A 19,558-nucleotide genomic window follows, 5' to 3' on the forward strand; every position below is an offset into this window, starting at 1 on the left:
ACTTATATGCTAACAAATGATTTAGATTTCCGATTAGAACCACGTTTAAAAGAACTGTATGAACAACATAAAATAAGAGCGAAGAAGATAGACTGGGGTTATCATGAGTTTTTACCATGGGATAAGGGAATAGACTTTAAAAGAGTTCCTTGGGATGAAAGTCAAGTTACTCTTCCTTCTGGTGTAATTACGGCCATTGAGACAGCTTTATTAACAGAAGTGAATTTACCATGGTTTACAACGTATTTATCTGCAACTTTTAAAGGATCTCTTTCTGTTATTACAGACTTTATTCATACTTGGACCTCAGAAGAGGATCAACATTCGAATTTATTGGAGACATATTTACTACTCACTCGAAGTGTGAACCCTAAACGAATACATGAATTAAGAAAGTCAGTCGTTGAGGGTGGATTTGAGCCTGATTTTCATACACCAATCGAAGCAATGACGTATACGACGCTACAAGAACTTGCAACGATGGTGTTTTACAATAACGTCGCTAAGGTTGCAAGTAAGCATGATCCAGATCTTGCTACATTATTACGCCGTCTTGCAAAAGATGAGACTCTTCATTATGCGTTTTATCGAGATGTCATTCGAACACATTTGGAATTGGAACCTAATTATTGCTATCATATTGCCAATGTGATTAAGAATTTTAAAATGCCAGGTGCCGTCATGCCTGATTTTGAAAATAGAATGGCTGTGATTGCAAAAGAAGCGAATTATGGACCACTACAATATTTTGATCAAGTACTGGATGTAGTGGTTGATTATTGGGGGTTAAAAGACTTACGACCAATTGCGCCTTTAGCTGAAAAAGCAAGAATTGAGATTTTGGAATACCACACAAGATTGAAAAAAATACGGGATCGATTTGGTCGTTTTCAAGGGGAAACCGATCTACGTTAATGAGTATAGATTTTAGAATATAAGCGGGGAAATTCCCCTTCCCTTTATGGGAAATCTGACACACTCCCTATTGTTTTGGGGGTGTTTTTTACTTAATTTCATTTTTGTTAAAAAAGTGGTTGACGACAAAAATAATTTTATGATATTATAAAATATTTGATAAAAAATCACATATATGTTAAGGTTAAGAAGGTTAGCATATATGGAGGTGGATTATATGTTTCAAATTGGCGATAACATTGTTTATCCAATGCACGGAGCAGGTATAATTGAAGCCATAGAAGAAAAGGAATTCTCAGGAAAAAAACAACAGTATTATGTTATAAAAATGTCAATCAGTAATATGCAAGTCATGATTCCTATGGGTAAAATACTAAGTTCGAGTATACGCCCAGTTACTGATATACTTGCATTAAAACACATTATACACATTTTTCAGCATGGAGAATCAGATAAATTATTGCCATGGAAACAAAGGTATAAAGTGAACATGGACAAAATAAAAACGGGTGAAATACAAGAAGGGGCTGAAGTTGTACGTGATTTAATGCGTATGAAGAAAGAAAAGGCACTGAATACAAGCGAAAAAAAAATGTTGGATAACGCACATGAATTTTTGATTAGTGAACTAAGATTAATTAAAGGGATCACTGAAAATCAAATAAAAAGTTTCTGTTAAGATTCATTATAGATAATGTATTAACCCCCCCCGAAAATATCTTGAATTTTTCGGGAATATAATGATTATTAGAATTAAATCATTTCAAAGACATTCAACTTCTTCAACTCACTTTTAGAGTAGGTACCTCTTTTGTTATTACTTCAATCTAATCCATTTTTATTTTTAAATTTCTTTTACGAACGTTCGAAGTTTCATCAAATAACTCGATTAAATAGTCACTTGATTTTTGCAATCCTGATTCACACTGGCACGGACAAGGAGCCGTAAGGATGAAAGAGAGGCAGGGCTTTCATTGTTTTAGGTAATATACTATCTAAGTCATTATTTCTAGAAGAAAAAACAATCAATCTCACCGCTACCTTTAAGAATTTCTTACATCTACTGAGAGAGTGAGTAGTAATCGTCTATCTTCTTTACGTAAAATTGATAAACGAACTGGTAACACCATATGCTCAACTACAAAGTGGTTTCCAAACTAGGAAACCACTTTAAATTTCATTTACATAACAATAGTAAATTAAGCAGTAAGAAGGAGTACACACATGAAAAAAATGTTAACAAAAGAATTAAGTAATGAATTAAAGAAGCGGGAAGGCATTATTTCCATTACTGTTGAGCCTTACGAAAAAATCGAAGTTGGTGGAATTCGTGTAGATGGACCAGCTGTTATTCTAATTAATCAAGAATAGGTAAAAATAGTTGCATACAAGGAGAAAAGGATCGGCCTTTAAGAGAAGGGGGATCCTTTTTGTTTGCTGCAGCTAATATGGGATATACATAACTTTTATCTGATGTGTTGGGATTAAAAGTAAGGAGTGGGTTGGGATTATCATGATGGAAAGTTTAATATTAGTAGTTGATTTATATGCACAGGCTAAGCAGCGGGGAAAACGGCAATGGGATCAGATGGAAATTGTGCTGAGTGACCCTTTTCGCCTCATTGCGTTACACCTTACATACAAACATGAACAGGCTCCTATATTTCATGTTTATCCGAGAATTGCAAAGGTTAATATTCCTGAGACAAAGCGATGGCAACAAGGGTACCGCGCAGCAACCATTTCTCCTCTATACAACGAAACAAAAATTATAGGGGTAAAACCATACGAAGGAGAAGCATTTCGGGCTATTCACTGGGGAGCAACTGCAAGGACAGGAACATTAAGTGCCAAAAAATATGAACCTTCACAAGGTGATAGATACGCTGTTTATCTCAATCTAGTAGGTAGGAACCCTTATACATGGCGTTCAGATACAGAATGGTTAATTGAAGTAATAATCGGGGGTATGCAAGCAGTTTTCTACAGGATTGTTCTTTTGAGCTATGGGTAAATTGCGTTCATAATAATAGTATTCTACAAATCGGCTCACAGTTGTATAAGGCACTACAATTATTGTCTGTAATTACGGAAAATGACCTACCTGTATCTTCAGAGGTATTTTTTAAATCTGGTTTCCGAAAACAAGAACCAGATGCTATTCCTCTTATAATTGGATACCCACCACAACAGCAAACAAACTGGTTACAGGTTGTAAAATAGAAAGGAGATAGTATGAATAAGTGGATGGTTACCAGATTTCGCTTAATTTTACTTTTCAGTACTATAACTGTTGCTTTTTTATTGACACAAGGAGCCCTATATTCACGCGAAATATTTCAGGAATGGATGATTAATAACAAAAAAATTTATATTATAGATGGTATATCAGAAGCGGTGAGCGGTGGAAAGGGTAGATATAAAACTTTTTCAAATGATGCATTAGCTGATACTAACGAAGAGTCCGGTAAATTGTGGATTAAGGAACCTACAAACAAGGGGGCTAAAGGTAAAAAAGAGCCAATATTAATTTCACGTATTATAAAACTTATGAATTTTTTATGTATCATTTTTAGAAATTGTTAGAAATGAATTTTTTCCATCATGTTAAAATCTCTCATCATTTATTCTTAACTATAAGTATAAATGATTTTAAATTGAGGAGATTTGCTATTTAAGAGGGTAGAAATATGGTAAAATAGAGGTATAACTGTATATCGTGCGAAGGTGGGCTTGTTATTATCCCTTCTTTCCATTCGGAAGGAAAGGGGGTGATATAACATGGAATTTTTGTTTGAACTTTTAAAAGAGATTGCCAGAGCAGTTGTTCGTGAAACTTCAGCATACTTCTTGAAAAAACAACTGCAAAAAAAGGACAACAAAAAACCCACACTTCGCCGTCGCAAGCCTAAGCGTGGGTTTAGAAGAAACTAACTAATAATAACAACCACCTTAGCAGTAGCAGTTATTAAGACGGGATGTTGGTCGCATCCTGTCTTTTTAGTTTATACAATTGAATTAAGTGCTATACTATATATAGTATAATGTAAACATACCACATTTTTATTTTTTGGTCAATGCTTAGCAAAATCAGCGATTGAGCAATACTACTAGCAAAAACATATTTCACTAAATGGTAATTAATATTAGTTGATCTTCTTCATTTAAACTACTCCTATAGTTTAACATGTTTATTTTTGTAGTTATTTTTTTACTATAAACCTACTTGTACCACATGCCATCGGACTTCACTTAGGATTTTTCCCTATTTTTAAAGGACAAGTATAAAATTTCTTTAATAATCTGCACAAGAATTAAATCTTATACGTATATTTAAATTAGAACGACTGTACTAATGATACGGAGGAGGATTTATTTGAATAAAAGGCGTTATGATAGCGAAGTTACAAAAAAGGAAATTATGGAACATGCGTCTCTTTTATTTTCACAAAAAGGATATAATCAAACATCAGTTGGAGATATTTCAAAAGCCTCTGGTTACAGTAAAGGACATATATATTATCATTTTAAAAACAAAGAACAATTATTTGTTCTCTTAGCACAAGAAACTATGCAAAATTGGTATGAAAAATGGGCAGCAAAAGAGTCTACTTACTCCACAGCAACTGAAAAACTATACGGTATGGCAACTCATGTCCTTTATAATTACCAAACGCCTTTATTAAAATCAGGCCAAGAGCTTGCTTCAAACCCAAAATCTAGTTCTGAATCGGTCAAGAAATTATTCGATTTAGCAATTGTACCAATGAGTACTTATCGAGCAATTTTACAAGAGGGAATCGAAAAAAATGAGTTTGAAGATGGAAATCTAGATGAATGGACTATATTACTAGGAACATGGCTTGGAGGTTTATGCCAGCTTACAAATACAGAAGAATTGAAAATGCTAGAACCTCTGTTTAGCCAAGCGATTACAATCTTTTTAAAATCCATAAAAAAAGGTGGGAATGAAAATGAAGATTGGGTTAATCGGTGACAGTTTAACTGAAGGTCGTCCAGGGGTGTCTTTTGTTAATATATTAAAGCGGAAATATCCGAATATCACATTTTTAAACTTTGGTAAACCAGGGGAAACGGTTAAAAGTTTGCATACACGATTATCGAAGAAAAAATTGGAATCAAATTTTGATTTAATTTTCCTTTGGATTGGTACTAATGATGTTTATTCAAAATTGTTGAAGGTGCAAGCCAAACCAATTGTAGAAAATCACCGAGAATTTAATGATTATTTCAGCAAATTGCTAAATATGGTCATTCCTTTTTCAAAATACGTTGTTGTGGTCTCACCGGCAATAATCGGAGAAAATTTAAACAATCAATCAAATTGTGAGTTAAGGGATTTGTCTTCTATGATTGAAAATATCTCGAAACAATATTTAAATGTTAGTTTTCTGGATATACAGTCAGTATTTAAGGAACGATTGGCTAACGTGCACAGTTCAGACTACATCAGTACAAGTGTTATGACAGTGATGAAGGATGTCCTTTTTTATAAGAATCCAGTACGAATCGATCGATTATCCAGTAAACGAGGGCTTCATTTGACTTTAGATGGTATTCATTTAAATAGTGATGGTGCTTTGTGTGTGGCAGAGGAATATGCATGTATGATAGATCAACTTTTATTCGATAAAAGTAGTACCATTCAATGACAAAAATAAATGAATTTATGGGGGAATTGAAATGGAAGAAAATAAAAAGGTTGCCATTGTAACAGGTGGCGCATCAGGAATTGGCAGAGCCATTTGTAATGAATTATCCTCTCAAAATGTATTTGTAGTTATCGCTGATATTAATAAGAGGGAAGGAAAAGCGTTTGAAGAAAAGCTTAACCAAGAGGTTTTAACTTCTAGATTTATGTATTTAGATGTTACTGATTACAATTGTGTGGAACGTGTAATGAAAGAAATATACGGAGAATTTGGCAGGTTAGACTATCTATTTAATAATGCTGGAATCTCTATGTACGGTGAATTGTATGATATGTCGATAGAAAACTGGAAAGAAATCATTGATATTAATTTATGGGGAGTTATTTATGGTACTCAAATAGGATATAAGATCATGAAGGAGCAAGGATTTGGACATATAGTTAACACCGCATCTGCCGCAGGACTTGGTCCATCTCCTATAGCTTCAGCTTACTCTACAACTAAACATGCTATTGTAGGTTTAACAACCTCCCTTCATTATGAAGCGGAAGAGTTTGGTATTAAAGTAAGCGCACTTTGCCCGTCCTTCGTTGAAACTCCGATATTTGATGCAGCAAAAGCAATTCATATTGATAAGTCTGCTATAACACAAAAAATGAAAAAACATAAAATGATGTCTCCCCAAAAACTTGCAAAAATCGCCATCAATGGAGTCCATAAAAATAAGCTTATAATCTGCCCCATGCCACTACGTAAAACAATGGATGTCATATTTACAATCTTTCCTTCCATGCATAATGCATTAGGGAGGTTTATTTGCAAAACGGTTAGAGAAACGAAAGAATCATCAGGCTAATATTTATAAGTACTTCCCAAATTAAAGTATATCCTTTAATCTTCTATGCTTCGATTATTGGAACGCTCCTAAGTCACTAACAATCGTATGTTGGGACTATGAAGAAGAGGATATAGAGAAGCAGTATATCCAATTTGTTCAACATTTCAACAATTGCTTGATAGTTTACGTGCTTGCTATTTCTATGAAAAAATGCATTTCAATAAAAAATATTACAATCATAAAAATAGTGTTACATTTTTAAATGAAAAGGTGTAATTAATAATATTAAAAGACAAAATGTTGAAAGTTTAATTAAAAATCGCTTTGAGATGATTACCAAATATTATAATGATAGGGAAAAAGAACTAATTCATAGTTTACAATTTGAAAAACTGTGAATTAGTTTAGATTAATTTATTAGGAGGAAGGTATGTATGAAATCAACTGGAATTATCCGAAAAGTGGATGAACTTGGAAGAATTGTTATCCCGAAAGAATTAAGGGATATGCTAGGAATTGGCATTAAATCACCATTGGAGATCTTCGTAGAAAATGAAAGAATCGTTTTAAAGAAATATGTACCTTACAACACTTGTCAAATAACAGGGGAAGTATCGAATGAGAATATTTCACTTGCAAATGGTAAAATTACTTTAAGTCCTGAAGGGGCAAAATATTTAATTAAAGAGTTAGAGAACTATTTAGTAAAATAATGCTTTGATTTCCATTGATTCATAGATAAATATTGTATTTTTAGAAATAAAGTGAGATTATTTTATTATCTCTACATAATAATTAGTATGAAGCGTATCAAAAGTATAGATAGATTTCATGATTATCATTTTACATTTTGGTATGCTGTAACTAAATTAGGTTACTATTTTATACGCTAATAAAACATGGTTTCACTATTTTTAGGAGGTTTTTTTCGAATGAAGTTACGTAAGGTGCAAAGTCTGCTACCCATATCTGCAGCAATGATTACATTAATCTCAAATCCAGTAGAAGCAGATGCTTCAACTTATACTGTCAAAAAAAATGATACTCTAAGTGATATAAGTATGCAGTATGGAGTATCCGTTCAATCTCTGAAACAAGCTAACAATAAAACAACGTCCCAAATTCATATTGGGGAACGTTTAACGATTCCAGATGTATCGAATCCAAATCAACGTACACCACAATATCATGCAGCTGAGTCTCATTCAACATACCAAGCGATTTATCAAGTAAAAAGAGGCGATACATTGGCATCTATCGCGAAACAATACAATGTTTCCATCCAATTTCTTAAACAAAATAATCACATAAACGGTGATAAAATTTATATAGGTCAGCACTTAAAAATTGATACAGGTCTTTCACTACAAGAAGTAGATTTAATGGCCCGCTTAGTAAATGCTGAAGCTGGGGGAGAACCGCATAAAGGGAAAGTTGCGGTAGCCAAGGTCGTTTTAAATCGTGTTCATGCAAAGGATTTCCCAAACACAATTACAGATGTCATTTATCAACCTATTAAAAATGGTTATGCTTTTACACCAGTTACGGACGGAAGAATTAACCAACCTGCTACACATGAAGCAAAAATGGCAGTGGAAGAAGCGCTCACTTCAAAAGGTGAAAATGCTGATTGGCTATATTTTTATAATCCACAAACAGCGACTGATAAATGGATAACAACACGTCAAATCGTTGCGCAAATTGGAAATCATGTGTTTGCTAAGTAAATGATTTTACCTATATCATACACGATATAAAAGTAATGATACATAACAAAACGCCTACGAATGATTCATTTCAATCGTAGGCGTTTTGTATGCCTAGTTATATAAAGGGGGATTTTGTAAGCGGGATTCACTTTTTATGTTACAATATAGATAATCGAATAATTCAGAAAAAAATTGAGGAGGGCTATTTATGGCTGATATTCAAAACACAGGAAATAAAAGGCTTTATAAAAAGCGTTTTTATAATGTGTTAACCTCTATACCTCTTGTAATGATTGCTCTAATAACAATATATTCATTAAATTTTGGATTTACTCACTTTCTATTATTAACAGGCATTACAACTATTATTTTAATAATTCAATGTATTTACTATTATTTAGCATGGAAAAAATTATACAAGTGATTTTTAAATATAAAATAGATCTGCCTCTATTAATTTTTTTCAAAAGACACTTAAAGGGAAGGGATATTGTAGCACTACAGATGGATAAGTAATGGTAATAGCCGTAAATATATGAAAAAAGTAAAGGTTATAGATTTTACTTTTTTACACCTTCCAACAATTCAAGTTCTTTTTCTACAAATAACATCAAATTTTTTATTGTGTCCTCAGAAAAATCAAAGCGGATTCCAGCTGCTTCATACACTTCTTTTAAAGACTTTGAACTACCTAAAGATAAAGCTTTTTTATAGTTTTGTAGTGCTTGTTTTGGATTTTCTTTATATTGTTTATACATGTTTAGTGCACCAAGTTGTGCAATCGCATATTCGATATAATAGAATGGCGATTCAAAAATATGTAGTATAGGCAGCCATCCAGTTGAAATCCAATATTCATAGCCATTTATATTTACTACACTTGACTGATAAGTTTTATATAATTTCAAATACTTGTCATTTCTCTCTTGAATAGTGTGGTTGGGATTTTCATACATCCAGTGTTGAAATTGATCAACGATAACCATTGCTGGTAAATACTTAATAATACTTTCAAAGAAATCTATTTTTGCTTGCTTTAAATCATCTTCATTTGTATAAAGTATATCCCAATAGTTCAATGAAAATAATTCCATTGTCATACTAGCTAATTCAGCAGCTTCCATTGGGATCGTTTGATATTGATTTAACTCTAAATGTTTCATGCATTCATTATGAATACTATGGCCCATTTCATGCAGAAAAGTAAGTGCATCATATTGCGTGTAATTCAAATTCATAAAAATAAAAGATAATTGAGAAACGGGTAAATACTCGCAAAAGCCACCAGCTGCTTTTCCTTTTCGGCTTTCTAAATCTAATAAATTATTTTTATGCATATGCTTTAACAAATTCGAAAATGCAGGGTCTAAATCATGCAAAATAGAAGAACCTTTTTCAATTAATTGCTCTTTATTTTTAATAGGTTTTAAAGACTTTTTATTTGGTGCTACCGCTGCTATATCCCATGGACGAAGGGGATTTACTTCAAGGGCCGCTTTTTGTTTATGAAGTATTTTATCTAGAAGCGGTACAGCATATTTACGGATAGATTCTGCAAGTTTATAACAATCCTCAGGTGTATAATCAAAGCGTTCATATTTTTTAAACATATAATCACGATAGTTATCTAATTGAATGTTTTTTGCTTTTTGATGCCGGATTGCAATTAATCCATTTAAAATATTTTGTAATTCCTTTTCGACAGATAAAAACTTTTCTGAAATGAGGGTTTTTGCTCTTTTACGTACAGTTCGATTTGGGTCTTGTAAATAAGACTGTAATTCCGTAATTGTTTTTTCTTTCCCGTTCCATATCTCAGTTAGGCTTCCTGTAATTTCATAGTATTGCGTTACTAATTTATCTTCCTTTACTTCTAGCTCAATGTTTTTTTCGCTAAATAAGGATTGTGCATTTTGAATCTTTTTATCTAGTAGTTCATAAGTATCGGGATTAAGTTGCATCCGAAAAGGTGATGCTAAATATTTCTGATCAAACAAGCTTTGATAACGTTTTAAAAGAGGGCGTACATGTTGCTGGTCATGTTTAAATACATTTTTAATTTCATGATTGTCGGTATTGCACTGAAAGTCGATATAATGAACTCTTAATTGCTCTTCAATTTTCCATATTAATTTCGACTGCTCTTTTAACCAACTCTTAAGATCTTTCTCTGAAGAAATGGGAGTATCTAATAAAGTAGACAGCTCCTGTTCTAATTTTTTGATATTACTTATGTCCATCGTATGAGAATGTGGCATTTATATCCCTCACTTTTAGTTATTCATAGAGATATTCTTCTTTTTTATTTCAATTCCTTTTTTATCCAAACTTTTTGTACGAAATGCACCGAGAATGATTCTAATTATGATAGTATGGTAGAAAGAAAATTCCTACGACATAACTGTTAGAAACACTTATTTTCGCTGCTTTGTAACAAGTATAGGTTAGGGAAACTCTCGATGTAACATTTGAAAAAGGACAAGCATATACTATTGACACCCATTAACTTTAGTAACCTTATCTTTCGTTAATAGGGCATCTCACAATCCCTTAAAAAGAGCACTTACGGAAATAAGTGCTCTTTTCTAAATTTCATGAAAAAATGAGGCAGTCAACATATCCTTTTTGTTTAACATCGAATAACTAATTCGTAAATAATTATATTTTGAATCATAATGTAACAGACAAGCTATACCTGATAAAAAGAAGCATCTAATTCGTTTGTTTTTTAATATTACATATGAAACTGTTAAAAGAAGGAATAGGACAAATGGTTTATGTTATATAGAGGTTGAAGATCGATGCAGGATATTAATATTCGATAATAAAACGGAAATCTTTTACAATATAGGAGGGGTAGAAAATTTTTATTATATGATTATACATAGTGATGGGAGTGTAATTAGTTGCGAACAGGGAAAGTTTATCTTTATGTATTTAATACAATGTCAGACTGGGAATATGGATATTTAATTGCTGAGCTAAACTCAGGAAGGTATTTTAAAAAAGATTTAGCACCTTTAAAAGTAATCACAGTAGGAGCTAATCAAGAAATGATTACTACAATGGGAGGATTGAGCATAAAACCAAATATTCCTCTTGATGAATGTACTCTTGAGAGTAAAGACCTTTTAATTTTACCTGGGGGGAATACTTGGAGAGAAGAAATTCATCAACCTATCTTAAAAAAAGTTGGCGAAGCTTTAAAGCTTGGTACTATCGTTGCTGCAATTTGTGGTGCGACTGAGGCCCTTGCGAATATGGGATATTTAGATTTTAGAAAGCACACAAGTAATGACCTAGAGTATCTTAAAATAGTCTGCCCTAATTATAAAGGAGAAGCATTTTATGAGAAGCGACCTGCGGTATCTGGGGAGAATTTGATTACTGCATCAGGAGTAGCACCTCTGGAATTTACGATCGAAGTACTAAAAAAATTAGATGTATTTGCACCCGATACGCTACATGCATGGTATAACTTAAATAAGACTCATAACCTTGAATACTTTTTCCAATTAATGAATTCAATAAATAAATAAGTTAAAAAACAGCTAGATAGATATTTTGTAGTGATTTTTGAAACTTTGTTTACATACTGTTACTTATTTTGAGATTCAAAGTTATTGTGAGAATACATAGGAATAAAAAATATACTTCGACAAATTGTCAATCATATGCTGTAGTCGCAAATAAATCTATTTATAGCACAAAAAGGATAGATCATACAGAACGATTCTCTGTGATCTATCCTTTTCTTTATATAATAAAAGAATTTTAATTCACTTTTTTATGAATCCTCTATAATGACGCTTTACAAGCTGGCTCTCTAATGTTTTCATTGTTTCTAATGCGACACCTACGATAATGAGCAAGCTTGTCCCACCGATTTGTGCAGAAGGTGGTAATGTCGCAATTTTTGAGAAAATGACTGGTAGAATCGAGATAGCACCTAAAAAGATTGCGCCAATGAAAGTTAAGCGGTATAAAATGTTTGTGACATATTGCTCGGTTGCCTTACCAGGACGAATGCCGGGAACATATCCATTTTGTTTTTTTAAGTTCTCTGCCATTTGCTCAGGATTGACTTGAACGAATGCATAGAAATATGTAAATGCAATAATGAGCCCTATGTAAAGAGACATCCCAATTGGATGGGCAGAGTTTAAATTTTCACCTAGCCATTTTGAAACACTTAAATTTGGAAACAACTGCGCGATTGTTTGGGGCATCATTAAAAAGGCAGAAGCAAAGATGACTGGGATGACGCCAGCACTATTTACTTTAAGCGGTAAATGCGTGTTTTTTGCTCCTTGATATTGATTATTGTTTGAAACTGCTTTTGCATATTGAATAGGTATTTTTCGAATTGCTTGCTGGATGTAAATAACGCCGACAACGATTACTAATACAACGAAAGCAATTAATGCTATTTTGACAATATGCATAAAGAGTTGATCGCCAGCATTTTGAAATTGTTGTAAATAAATTTGATTTACAACGTTTGGAATTGCCGCAACAAGCCCTGCAAAAATCAGTATCGAAATCCCATTTCCAATGCCTTTTGCAGTAATTTGTTCCCCTAACCAAAGTAAAAAGGCGGTACCAGCAGTTAGCACGATTGCGATAAATAGATAAGTCGTCCAACTCGTATTTGTAATTAATTGTCCGCCTGCTATATTGTTAAAGCCAATTGACATGATAATGGCTTGAATAAAGGCGAGAATGATTGTAAAGTATCGAGTGAATTGAGCTAGTTTTTTACGGCCCATTTCTCCTTGTTTTGCCCATTCTGTAAATTTAGGTATAATGTCCATCTGCAATAATTGAATGATGATGGAAGCTGTAATATACGGTGTAATACCAACAGCAAAGATTGAAAAATGCTGCAAAGCTCCTCCGCCAAATACGTTCAGCATACCTAAAACATTGGCTTGATCTTGTATTTTTAAAACTTCTGCGTTTGTATGAGGAACTGGAATAAACGTGCCAATCCGAAAAACAATTAGCATCGCAAGTGTAAAAAAGATTTTTCGTCTTATCTCAGCTACTCTCATGAAATTTGAAATTGTACGAAACATTATGTCGCCTCCTGTATTGTTATCAGCTTTATCGAACTGATTATGATATCCCGGTAAATAAAACCACAAACCTCCTTCCGTTTAATATTCAATTGACAAATTTTGTAGTTTTCCTGGATATAAAAATACAAGGTTTTATACGCGAAACATTTTATTTCGTAGCCATTCAATATTCATAATATACCTAATAAATAAAAAAATGTACATATATTTACAGTGAAAGAATGAAATTTTACGTATTTTTAACTTCTCATGTTGAGAATGCGTCGAAAAAATAGAATCATTCCATACGATAAGGTTTCTTTTTTATGTTAATATAAGCATGATAAATATCATTGCGAATAAAAAAGGAGTTTCCTATGTCAATTATCGATAAATTAAAGCTGAATACATACAATAATATGGCAGTTAAGAACCAACCGACTGATTATGATATTTTTCCCAATCAATCGACTACTTTAAATAAAGCGCATGATGCAATCTTTATTTTCGTAGAAACACTTGATGAAATGGTGGAACAGACCCAATTTATTATCCATAATGAAGACCTTTTACTTGAGAAGGGATATTTATTTTTTGCCTATCCGAAAAAAGGGAATTCTCGTTATCCAACATTCATTCACCGTGATGACATGTTTCCAGCTTTAAAAGTTGGAGAAGATGGATATGTCGATAATAGTGATATAAAATTTTCACGTATGGTAAGCATGGATGATGTTTTTACAGTGGTCGGTTTAAAACGTGAAAAGAGAAAGGAAAAGAAAGCAACTGCTTCTAGTCAATGTGTAGATGATTATGTAACTCATATAAAGGATGTTGAAGCATTATTAGCTGCGTATCCAGAGGAACTTCAGTTTTATCAAAGCTTAACACCTGGCTACCAAAAAGATTGGGCGCGTTACATCTTTTCTGCTAAGCAGCAAAAAACACGTGATAAACGTCAACAACAGATGATAGAAGTTCTTTCACAAGGGTATAAAACAATGGATTTATATCGTAGAAAGAAAAAATAAGCTGCTTGTATATAAGAATCACCTCCCTTTAAATCCTCTGTATAATTAGGTTTTAAAGGGAATTTTCATTTCTAGCATATAAGGTTTTGTTAACACTTCAACTCTTTCCTACGAACAAGTTGTTTAGCTTGTACATATTATGAAGTAATTGTATTTAGGAAGGAGATGAAAAGTATGAGTTGGGATAGCTGTAGAGATCTTTGTAAAGAATTTGGACGGATTTTAGACGGAAATACCACGTTTCAAAATGGTGTTTGCGTAGTTCAAAAACAAAGGCAGCTCAGTTTCGAAATCTTAGGACGTGAAACGTTTTCGCCTTTAGTGACTCCACAATTTTTTTCTTTTGAAAATATTGATTCAAAAGGAAATACATTAAATTTAGGTGAAACGGTTGTTTTAGAAAGAGAAATTAATCCCTTATTAACTGAGCTCCGCAGAAGAGACATTATTGTTACAGCGATTCATAACCACTGGTTGTTTGACGAACCACGTGCAATGTATATGCATTTTGAGTCTATCGAACCACCGTTAGACTTCGCTAGAAAAGTAAGAGATGCGTTTAGAGTATTAAGAGATGAATGTTAATCTGTTATGATCTTTAAATAGTATCTTTCATTACCAGAAAGGCAACCGATACAAAATCAGTTGCCTTTTTCTATTTTTATAGTGTAAAGCCGATGCTTTCATCATTTTTGTCTGAATCATTTACATTTGTTACGTTAACACCATTAAAGATTGTGCATGTATTTCCTACGCTTGAGGAACCGGAACCATGATAACCTTTATCCATTGCTATCGGTTGTATATTGTACTTATCACCTAAATTAAATGTTCCGTTACAATTTTCAATAATGACGCCATCAATTACGGAAGGCATATGATTCACTCCTTTGTATCTTGATGTATAAACCACTTTCACGAAACAAATCAAAAGAGTTTTAGTGTATTAGTATGCAAGTAATGTTCATAAATTGCATGATTTTTTTTATTAGATTCCCTATAAGGTAAAGTACATTTCAGTATGTTTTTTTTGCGAAATGATGAACGAGACGCAAATAATGAATACCATTCAAGAATTATCAATAGTATACTAAATACAGTTCTAAAAAACACAGAAATATATTTAGAACTTTTGTATAAACAATAGAACAGAAAAGGTGTTTGCAATGAAATCGTATATTGTAGTTGGAGCAGGGATTCTAGGATCATCTACAGCTTATCATCTTGCTAAGGCAGGAGCCCGTGTTACGTTAATTGATCGTCAAGATCTAGGACGAGCTACGGATGCGGGAGCAGGGATTGTATGTCCATGGCTTTCACAGCGCCGCAATAAGGCTTGGTATAAAATTGCTAAAGGCGGGGCAAAATACTACGCTTCTTTAATTCAGCAATTAGAAGAGGACGGCGAAACAGATACCGGCTATAACCGAGTAGGAGCAATTAGTCTTCATACAGATGATAAAAAGTTAGATCAAATGGAAGAACGAGCATATAAGCGTCGTGAAGATGCGCCTGAAATTGGAGAAATTACTCGTTTATCGAAAGAAGAAACAAAACAATTATTCCCACCATTATCAGAAGAATATAGTGCTGTACATATAAGCGGGGCTGCAAGAGTGAACGGAAGAGCATTGCGACAGGCCCTTATAAACGCTGGAAAGAAACATGGTGTCACTTTTATACAAGGAGATGCCACGTTAATTCATGAAGATAATAAAATAAAAGGTGTTACAGTAAATGGCGAGACAATGCTAGCAGATCAAGTCATTATCACTGCAGGTGCATGGGCAAATGAGATTTTAAAACCGTTAGGCGTGAATTTCTTAGTGACATTCCAAAAAGGGCAAATTGTTCATTTACATATGCCGAATACAGATACTGAGAATTGGCCTGTTGTTATGCCGCCAAATGATCAATATATCTTAACGTTTGAGGATGGCCGTATTGTTATCGGTGCAACACATGAAAACGATACAGGGTTTGACTGCAGAGTAACTGCAGGTGGTTTACACGAAGTATTTGATAAAGCTTTATCCATTGCTCCGGGGTTAGGAAATAGTACAATGATTGAAACGCGCGTTGGATTTAGACCGTTTACACCAGGTTTCTTACCTGTTATTGGACCATTACCTAATTTTAAAGGAATTCTTGTTGCAAATGGTTTAGGTGCCTCAGGATTAACCGCTGGACCATATCTCGGTTCCGAACTGGCAAAACTCGCTTTAGGGAAAGAAATAGAATTAGATTTAAGTGATTACGATGTAGCGGGAGCGATTGAATCATTATAAAGTAAAACAAAATAGCTTTTCTTATATATTTATGCTATTATTTACCTTTATCATAAAAGAGGACGTGAACCAATTTGATTAAAATTGATATACCTGCAGTTGATGTTTCTATTACAGAAAGAAAACAGATTATAAAAGGCGATGAACCAAGAATTACTCCAATTCACGGATTTATTGATTTTCATCTATTCCCAAGGGATAAAGGTGGCATTTTTATGTTTTATAACATTAATGATGAACTGTTGTTTGTTGGGAAAGCACGAAAAATTAGACAACGTATTAAAAAACATTTTGAAGACAACGTTTCTCCAATGAAAGCACATCGTGATGAAGTATACCGCATTGATGTATGTCTTGTTGAAGATCCAATGGAAAGAGAGATTTACGAAACGTATATCATTAACACACTTCAAGCGAAATATAATGTTGATAAAGTATTTTATAAATAAAATAGCAAACCAAACCATGACCTTGCTAGTGCTAGGTCATGGTTTTTTATGTCGAAATGATTAATAACAAGTAAATCTGAGCATATACTGGTACAAGCAAACGAGAAAGGAGACAATCATGAACTGGTTAGAAGCTTTTATATTAGGAATTATTCAATGACTAATGGAATTTTTACCTATTAGCAGGAATCCATTATTAAAAAAAGAATTTATTATATTTGAGTATTTTTGTACATATTCCAGTCGAGAAATATATTTAACACGATAAAGGGGAAATACATAGTGAAGGATTTACGTTATCCAATTGGAGAATTTCATTACGAAGAAACGATTACTAAGGAACAAGTGAAACAATGGATTCAAGAAATGGAACATTTACCTGTACAGTTAGAAAAAGAAGTTAACGGTTTACATGCAGATCAGCTAGATACACCATATCGTACAGGAGGATGGACAGTACGACAAGTTGTTCATCATGTTGCTGATAGTCATATGAATGGCTATATGCGATTTAAATTAGCGCTAACTGAACAGAATCCATCAATTAAAACGTATAAAGAAGAGAAATGGGCAGAACTCTCAGATTCAACATTGCCGGTTGAGGTTTCTCTCACATTATTAAAGGTATTGCATCAAAGGTGGGTACATGTATTATATTCGTTACAAACTTCTGATTTAGAAAAAACTTTCCATCATCCGGAGTCTGGAGAGATAAAGCTTGCCGTTGCAATAGGATTATATGCTTGGCATGGCCAACATCATACTGCACATATTACTTCGTTAAGAAATCGATTAGAGTGGTAAGGAAATGATAGAAGTTGAAGTTGTTATATCACTTATTTCATACAAAAAGGAGAGTTAAAAGTAAGTTCTAACCACCCTTTTTGTATTTTTATAATATTTTAATGTATTTTGTTCCAAAAAATACGGGGTTATACTTTTTGTTTTGTATAAACATGCAATTTAGCGTGTTGTATATTCTGCTAAGGCCTTTTGAATCCTTAAAACATTATCGTCATCTTTAAATTCTTTTGTAATAGGTGCTTCCATGCTAGATACCCAAATTTTTAGTTCAGCATCTAAATCAAAATGGCCGGAAGTTTCAACGCTGAATTGTGTAATGCTTTTATACAGGATAGAATGATATGCTGTTTTTTTACCCGTTATACCTTGTTTATCAATTAAAATCATTCGTCGATTTGTAAAGACGATTAAATCACGAATTAATTTATAAGCGTGTTCAACGTGCTCATCATGTAGCATAATATTTTGTAAATCACGCTCTACGTTTTCTATATTTGTATCAGATGCATTTCCTAAAATACCGCTAAATAAACCCATGTAGGATTCCTCCTTTATAATCTATATGTATATTGTACCATGTTATAGATTAGGAGAAACTTACAAAGAAGAACGAGGTTCGAAACAAGTTTGCAAAGAAAGGTTAACACTTCATACATTAAAATAAAGGCAAAGAACGGAAATAGAGGTAGGGAAAATGAAAAATATTGGTTTAGTATTAGAAGGCGGAGGAATGAAAGGTTTATATACTGCAGGTGTACTTGAATATTTTATGGAGAATGCTTTATTTTTTCCCTATGTAGTAGGAGTTTCGGCAGGAGCGTGCATGGGGGCAACATATTTATCAAGGCAAAAAGGGAGAAATAAAAAAGTAAATACAGAATTAGTATGCGACCATCGTTATATATCATATCGAAATTTTATTAAAAAGCGGGAGTTATTTGGTATGGATTTTCTTTTTGATGAAGTACCAAATAAACTTGTACCATTTGATTTTCAAACCTTTATGAATGCAAATGAGCAGTTTGTAATTGGAACGACAGACTGTGAATCCGGACACGCACTGTATTACAATAAACATGAACATGGGAATGATATATTAAAAATCATTCGCGCTTCAAGTTCTGTGCCATTTATTGCACCTGCTGTAGATTATGACGGAAAAAAATTGTTAGATGGGGGAATGATCGATCCTATTCCTGTTCGCAAAGCGCAGGAGGATGGATTTCGAAAAAATGTTGTCATCATGACAAAACCAGCAGAATATCGAAAACATCCAAATCTGTTTTCGAAAATGGCGAAATTTTTATATAGAAGCTATCCAAAAGTCGCAAATCTTCTAGCAGAACATTATCAATTATATAATGATACAATTTCTTATATGAATTCTCCTCAACAGAACGATAACTTTTTTATCATTCAACCAAGCCTCCATCTTCCTGTGAGCGGAATTGAAAGAAATAAAGAAAAGCTAATTCATTTATATAATCTTGGATATGATGACGCAAAGAGTCATTATAAGCAGTTATTAAACTGGATAGAGAAATGATGATAGAATTGCTACGTATCGATTATTTGATAACAACTACATATTATGAAAGATGAGTAAATTATTATTCTATTTTACTAAGTAAAACAAAAGCCACACAGACAACTCGTTTGCGTGGCTTTTGTTCATAAAATATACAATATTATTAACTTGTTTATATAGGAATTTGTCTATAAATACAAGAAATACATAGTTAACATTAGAAAAAGGAGGCTACGTTCAATCATTATATGGTAGCCTATTTG

The 19,558-nt window shown here is 33.1% G+C and carries 22 protein-coding genes and 2 pseudogenes; 20 read left to right on the forward strand and 4 right to left on the reverse strand.

Features of this window, described 5'->3' with window-relative positions; translation table 11 throughout:
• Window positions 1-6 precede the first annotated feature (6 nt).
• The 13 genes and pseudogenes from MR058_RS05460 to MR058_RS05525 all read left to right on the forward strand — a co-directional run bounded on the left by MR058_RS05460 (window position 7) and on the right by MR058_RS05525 (window position 8,559).
• The gene (locus MR058_RS05460; RefSeq protein WP_242143014.1) at window positions 7-915 is read left to right on the forward strand and encodes an acyl-ACP desaturase; all 909 of its coding nucleotides are present in this window, start codon (window positions 7-9) and stop codon (window positions 913-915) included.
• Window positions 916-1,132: 217 nt separating this feature from the next.
• Window positions 1,133-1,594 (forward strand): CarD family transcriptional regulator, encoded by a 462-nt coding sequence (locus MR058_RS05465; protein WP_242143015.1) that lies wholly within the window; start codon window positions 1,133-1,135, stop codon window positions 1,592-1,594.
• A gap of 545 nt (window positions 1,595-2,139) precedes the next feature.
• On the forward strand, window positions 2,140-2,286 hold the full coding sequence (locus tag MR058_RS05470; RefSeq protein WP_000738547.1) for a BC1881 family protein: 147 nt from the start codon (window positions 2,140-2,142) through the stop codon (window positions 2,284-2,286).
• Window positions 2,287-2,446: 160 nt separating this feature from the next.
• Window positions 2,447-3,138: pseudogene (locus MR058_RS05475) on the forward strand (DUF58 domain-containing protein); the annotation flags it as partial.
• A gap of 12 nt (window positions 3,139-3,150) precedes the next feature.
• Complete coding sequence (locus MR058_RS05485; protein ID WP_242143018.1) at window positions 3,151-3,501, forward strand: hypothetical protein; 351 nt, start codon at window positions 3,151-3,153, stop codon at window positions 3,499-3,501.
• 195 nt (window positions 3,502-3,696) lie between these two features.
• Window positions 3,697-3,849: a hypothetical protein gene (locus MR058_RS05490; protein WP_242143019.1), complete on the forward strand. Its 153-nt coding sequence runs from the start codon at window positions 3,697-3,699 to the stop codon at window positions 3,847-3,849.
• A gap of 442 nt (window positions 3,850-4,291) precedes the next feature.
• Window positions 4,292-4,912: a TetR/AcrR family transcriptional regulator gene (locus MR058_RS05495; RefSeq protein ID WP_242143020.1), complete on the forward strand. Its 621-nt coding sequence runs from the start codon at window positions 4,292-4,294 to the stop codon at window positions 4,910-4,912.
• On the forward strand, window positions 4,890-5,588 hold the full coding sequence (locus MR058_RS05500) for an SGNH/GDSL hydrolase family protein (protein ID WP_242143021.1): 699 nt from the start codon (window positions 4,890-4,892) through the stop codon (window positions 5,586-5,588). The genes MR058_RS05495 and MR058_RS05500 overlap by 23 nt, the downstream gene beginning before the upstream one ends.
• A gap of 31 nt (window positions 5,589-5,619) precedes the next feature.
• Entirely contained in the window at window positions 5,620-6,444 is an 825-nt protein-coding gene (locus MR058_RS05505) for an SDR family NAD(P)-dependent oxidoreductase (RefSeq protein ID WP_242143022.1), read from the forward strand.
• A gap of 37 nt (window positions 6,445-6,481) precedes the next feature.
• Window positions 6,482-6,615, forward strand: a pseudogene (locus tag MR058_RS05510) (SMI1/KNR4 family protein); the annotation flags it as partial.
• A 245-nt stretch (window positions 6,616-6,860) separates the two neighbouring features.
• A complete protein-coding gene (locus MR058_RS05515) occupies window positions 6,861-7,139 on the forward strand; it encodes an AbrB/MazE/SpoVT family DNA-binding domain-containing protein (RefSeq protein WP_242143023.1) in 279 nt (92 codons plus the stop codon).
• A 219-nt stretch (window positions 7,140-7,358) separates the two neighbouring features.
• Window positions 7,359-8,153, forward strand: a complete 795-nt coding sequence (locus tag MR058_RS05520) for a LysM peptidoglycan-binding domain-containing protein (RefSeq protein WP_242143024.1) — start codon at window positions 7,359-7,361, stop codon at window positions 8,151-8,153.
• Window positions 8,154-8,343: 190 nt separating this feature from the next.
• A complete protein-coding gene (locus MR058_RS05525; RefSeq protein ID WP_242143025.1) occupies window positions 8,344-8,559 on the forward strand; it encodes a hypothetical protein in 216 nt (71 codons plus the stop codon).
• A 136-nt stretch (window positions 8,560-8,695) separates the two neighbouring features.
• On the opposite strand, the gene MR058_RS05530 is transcribed toward MR058_RS05525, so the two are convergent.
• A complete protein-coding gene (locus MR058_RS05530) occupies window positions 8,696-10,393 on the reverse strand; it encodes a M3 family oligoendopeptidase (RefSeq protein WP_242143026.1) in 1,698 nt (565 codons plus the stop codon).
• A 648-nt stretch (window positions 10,394-11,041) separates the two neighbouring features.
• Between MR058_RS05530 and MR058_RS05535 the strand changes: the two genes are divergently transcribed.
• The gene (locus MR058_RS05535; RefSeq protein WP_242143027.1) at window positions 11,042-11,674 is read left to right on the forward strand and encodes a type 1 glutamine amidotransferase family protein; all 633 of its coding nucleotides are present in this window, start codon (window positions 11,042-11,044) and stop codon (window positions 11,672-11,674) included.
• Between the two features lie 240 nt (window positions 11,675-11,914).
• Here the strand turns inward: MR058_RS05535 and secY are convergent, their stop codons facing one another.
• A complete protein-coding gene (secY, locus tag MR058_RS05540; RefSeq protein ID WP_242143028.1) occupies window positions 11,915-13,213 on the reverse strand; it encodes a preprotein translocase subunit SecY in 1,299 nt (432 codons plus the stop codon).
• A 359-nt stretch (window positions 13,214-13,572) separates the two neighbouring features.
• On the opposite strand from secY, the gene MR058_RS05545 reads away from it, so the two are divergent.
• Complete coding sequence (locus tag MR058_RS05545; protein WP_242143029.1) at window positions 13,573-14,226, forward strand: YdeI/OmpD-associated family protein; 654 nt, start codon at window positions 13,573-13,575, stop codon at window positions 14,224-14,226.
• A 174-nt stretch (window positions 14,227-14,400) separates the two neighbouring features.
• A complete protein-coding gene (locus tag MR058_RS05550) occupies window positions 14,401-14,811 on the forward strand; it encodes a DUF1259 domain-containing protein (protein ID WP_242143030.1) in 411 nt (136 codons plus the stop codon).
• 76 nt (window positions 14,812-14,887) lie between these two features.
• On the opposite strand, the gene MR058_RS05555 is transcribed toward MR058_RS05550, so the two are convergent.
• A complete protein-coding gene (locus MR058_RS05555) occupies window positions 14,888-15,103 on the reverse strand; it encodes a spore germination protein (RefSeq protein ID WP_242143031.1) in 216 nt (71 codons plus the stop codon).
• A 289-nt stretch (window positions 15,104-15,392) separates the two neighbouring features.
• On the opposite strand from MR058_RS05555, the gene MR058_RS05560 reads away from it, so the two are divergent.
• The 3 genes from MR058_RS05560 to MR058_RS05570 all read left to right on the forward strand — a co-directional run bounded on the left by MR058_RS05560 (window position 15,393) and on the right by MR058_RS05570 (window position 17,767).
• Complete coding sequence (locus MR058_RS05560; protein ID WP_242143032.1) at window positions 15,393-16,514, forward strand: NAD(P)/FAD-dependent oxidoreductase; 1,122 nt, start codon at window positions 15,393-15,395, stop codon at window positions 16,512-16,514.
• Between the two features lie 74 nt (window positions 16,515-16,588).
• Window positions 16,589-16,963: a nucleotide excision repair endonuclease gene (locus MR058_RS05565; RefSeq protein ID WP_242143033.1), complete on the forward strand. Its 375-nt coding sequence runs from the start codon at window positions 16,589-16,591 to the stop codon at window positions 16,961-16,963.
• A 282-nt stretch (window positions 16,964-17,245) separates the two neighbouring features.
• Window positions 17,246-17,767 carry a YfiT family bacillithiol transferase gene (locus MR058_RS05570; RefSeq protein ID WP_242143034.1) on the forward strand — a complete coding sequence of 174 codons (522 nt, stop codon included), beginning with the start codon at window positions 17,246-17,248 and terminating at the stop codon, window positions 17,765-17,767.
• Window positions 17,768-17,926: 159 nt separating this feature from the next.
• Here the strand turns inward: MR058_RS05570 and MR058_RS05575 are convergent, their stop codons facing one another.
• Complete coding sequence (locus MR058_RS05575) at window positions 17,927-18,304, reverse strand: PH domain-containing protein (RefSeq protein ID WP_242143035.1); 378 nt, start codon at window positions 18,302-18,304, stop codon at window positions 17,927-17,929.
• A gap of 157 nt (window positions 18,305-18,461) precedes the next feature.
• Here MR058_RS05575 and MR058_RS05580 point away from each other — a divergent pair, with 157 nt between their 5' ends.
• Window positions 18,462-19,313, forward strand: a complete 852-nt coding sequence (locus MR058_RS05580; protein ID WP_242143036.1) for a patatin-like phospholipase family protein — start codon at window positions 18,462-18,464, stop codon at window positions 19,311-19,313.
• The last annotated feature ends 245 nt before the right edge of the window (window positions 19,314-19,558 follow it).

The organism is Bacillus cereus group sp. BfR-BA-01430 (genome assembly GCF_022663115.1).
In the GTDB taxonomy this organism is placed as follows: Bacteria; Bacillota; Bacilli; order Bacillales; family Bacillaceae_G; genus Bacillus_A; species Bacillus_A cereus_BD.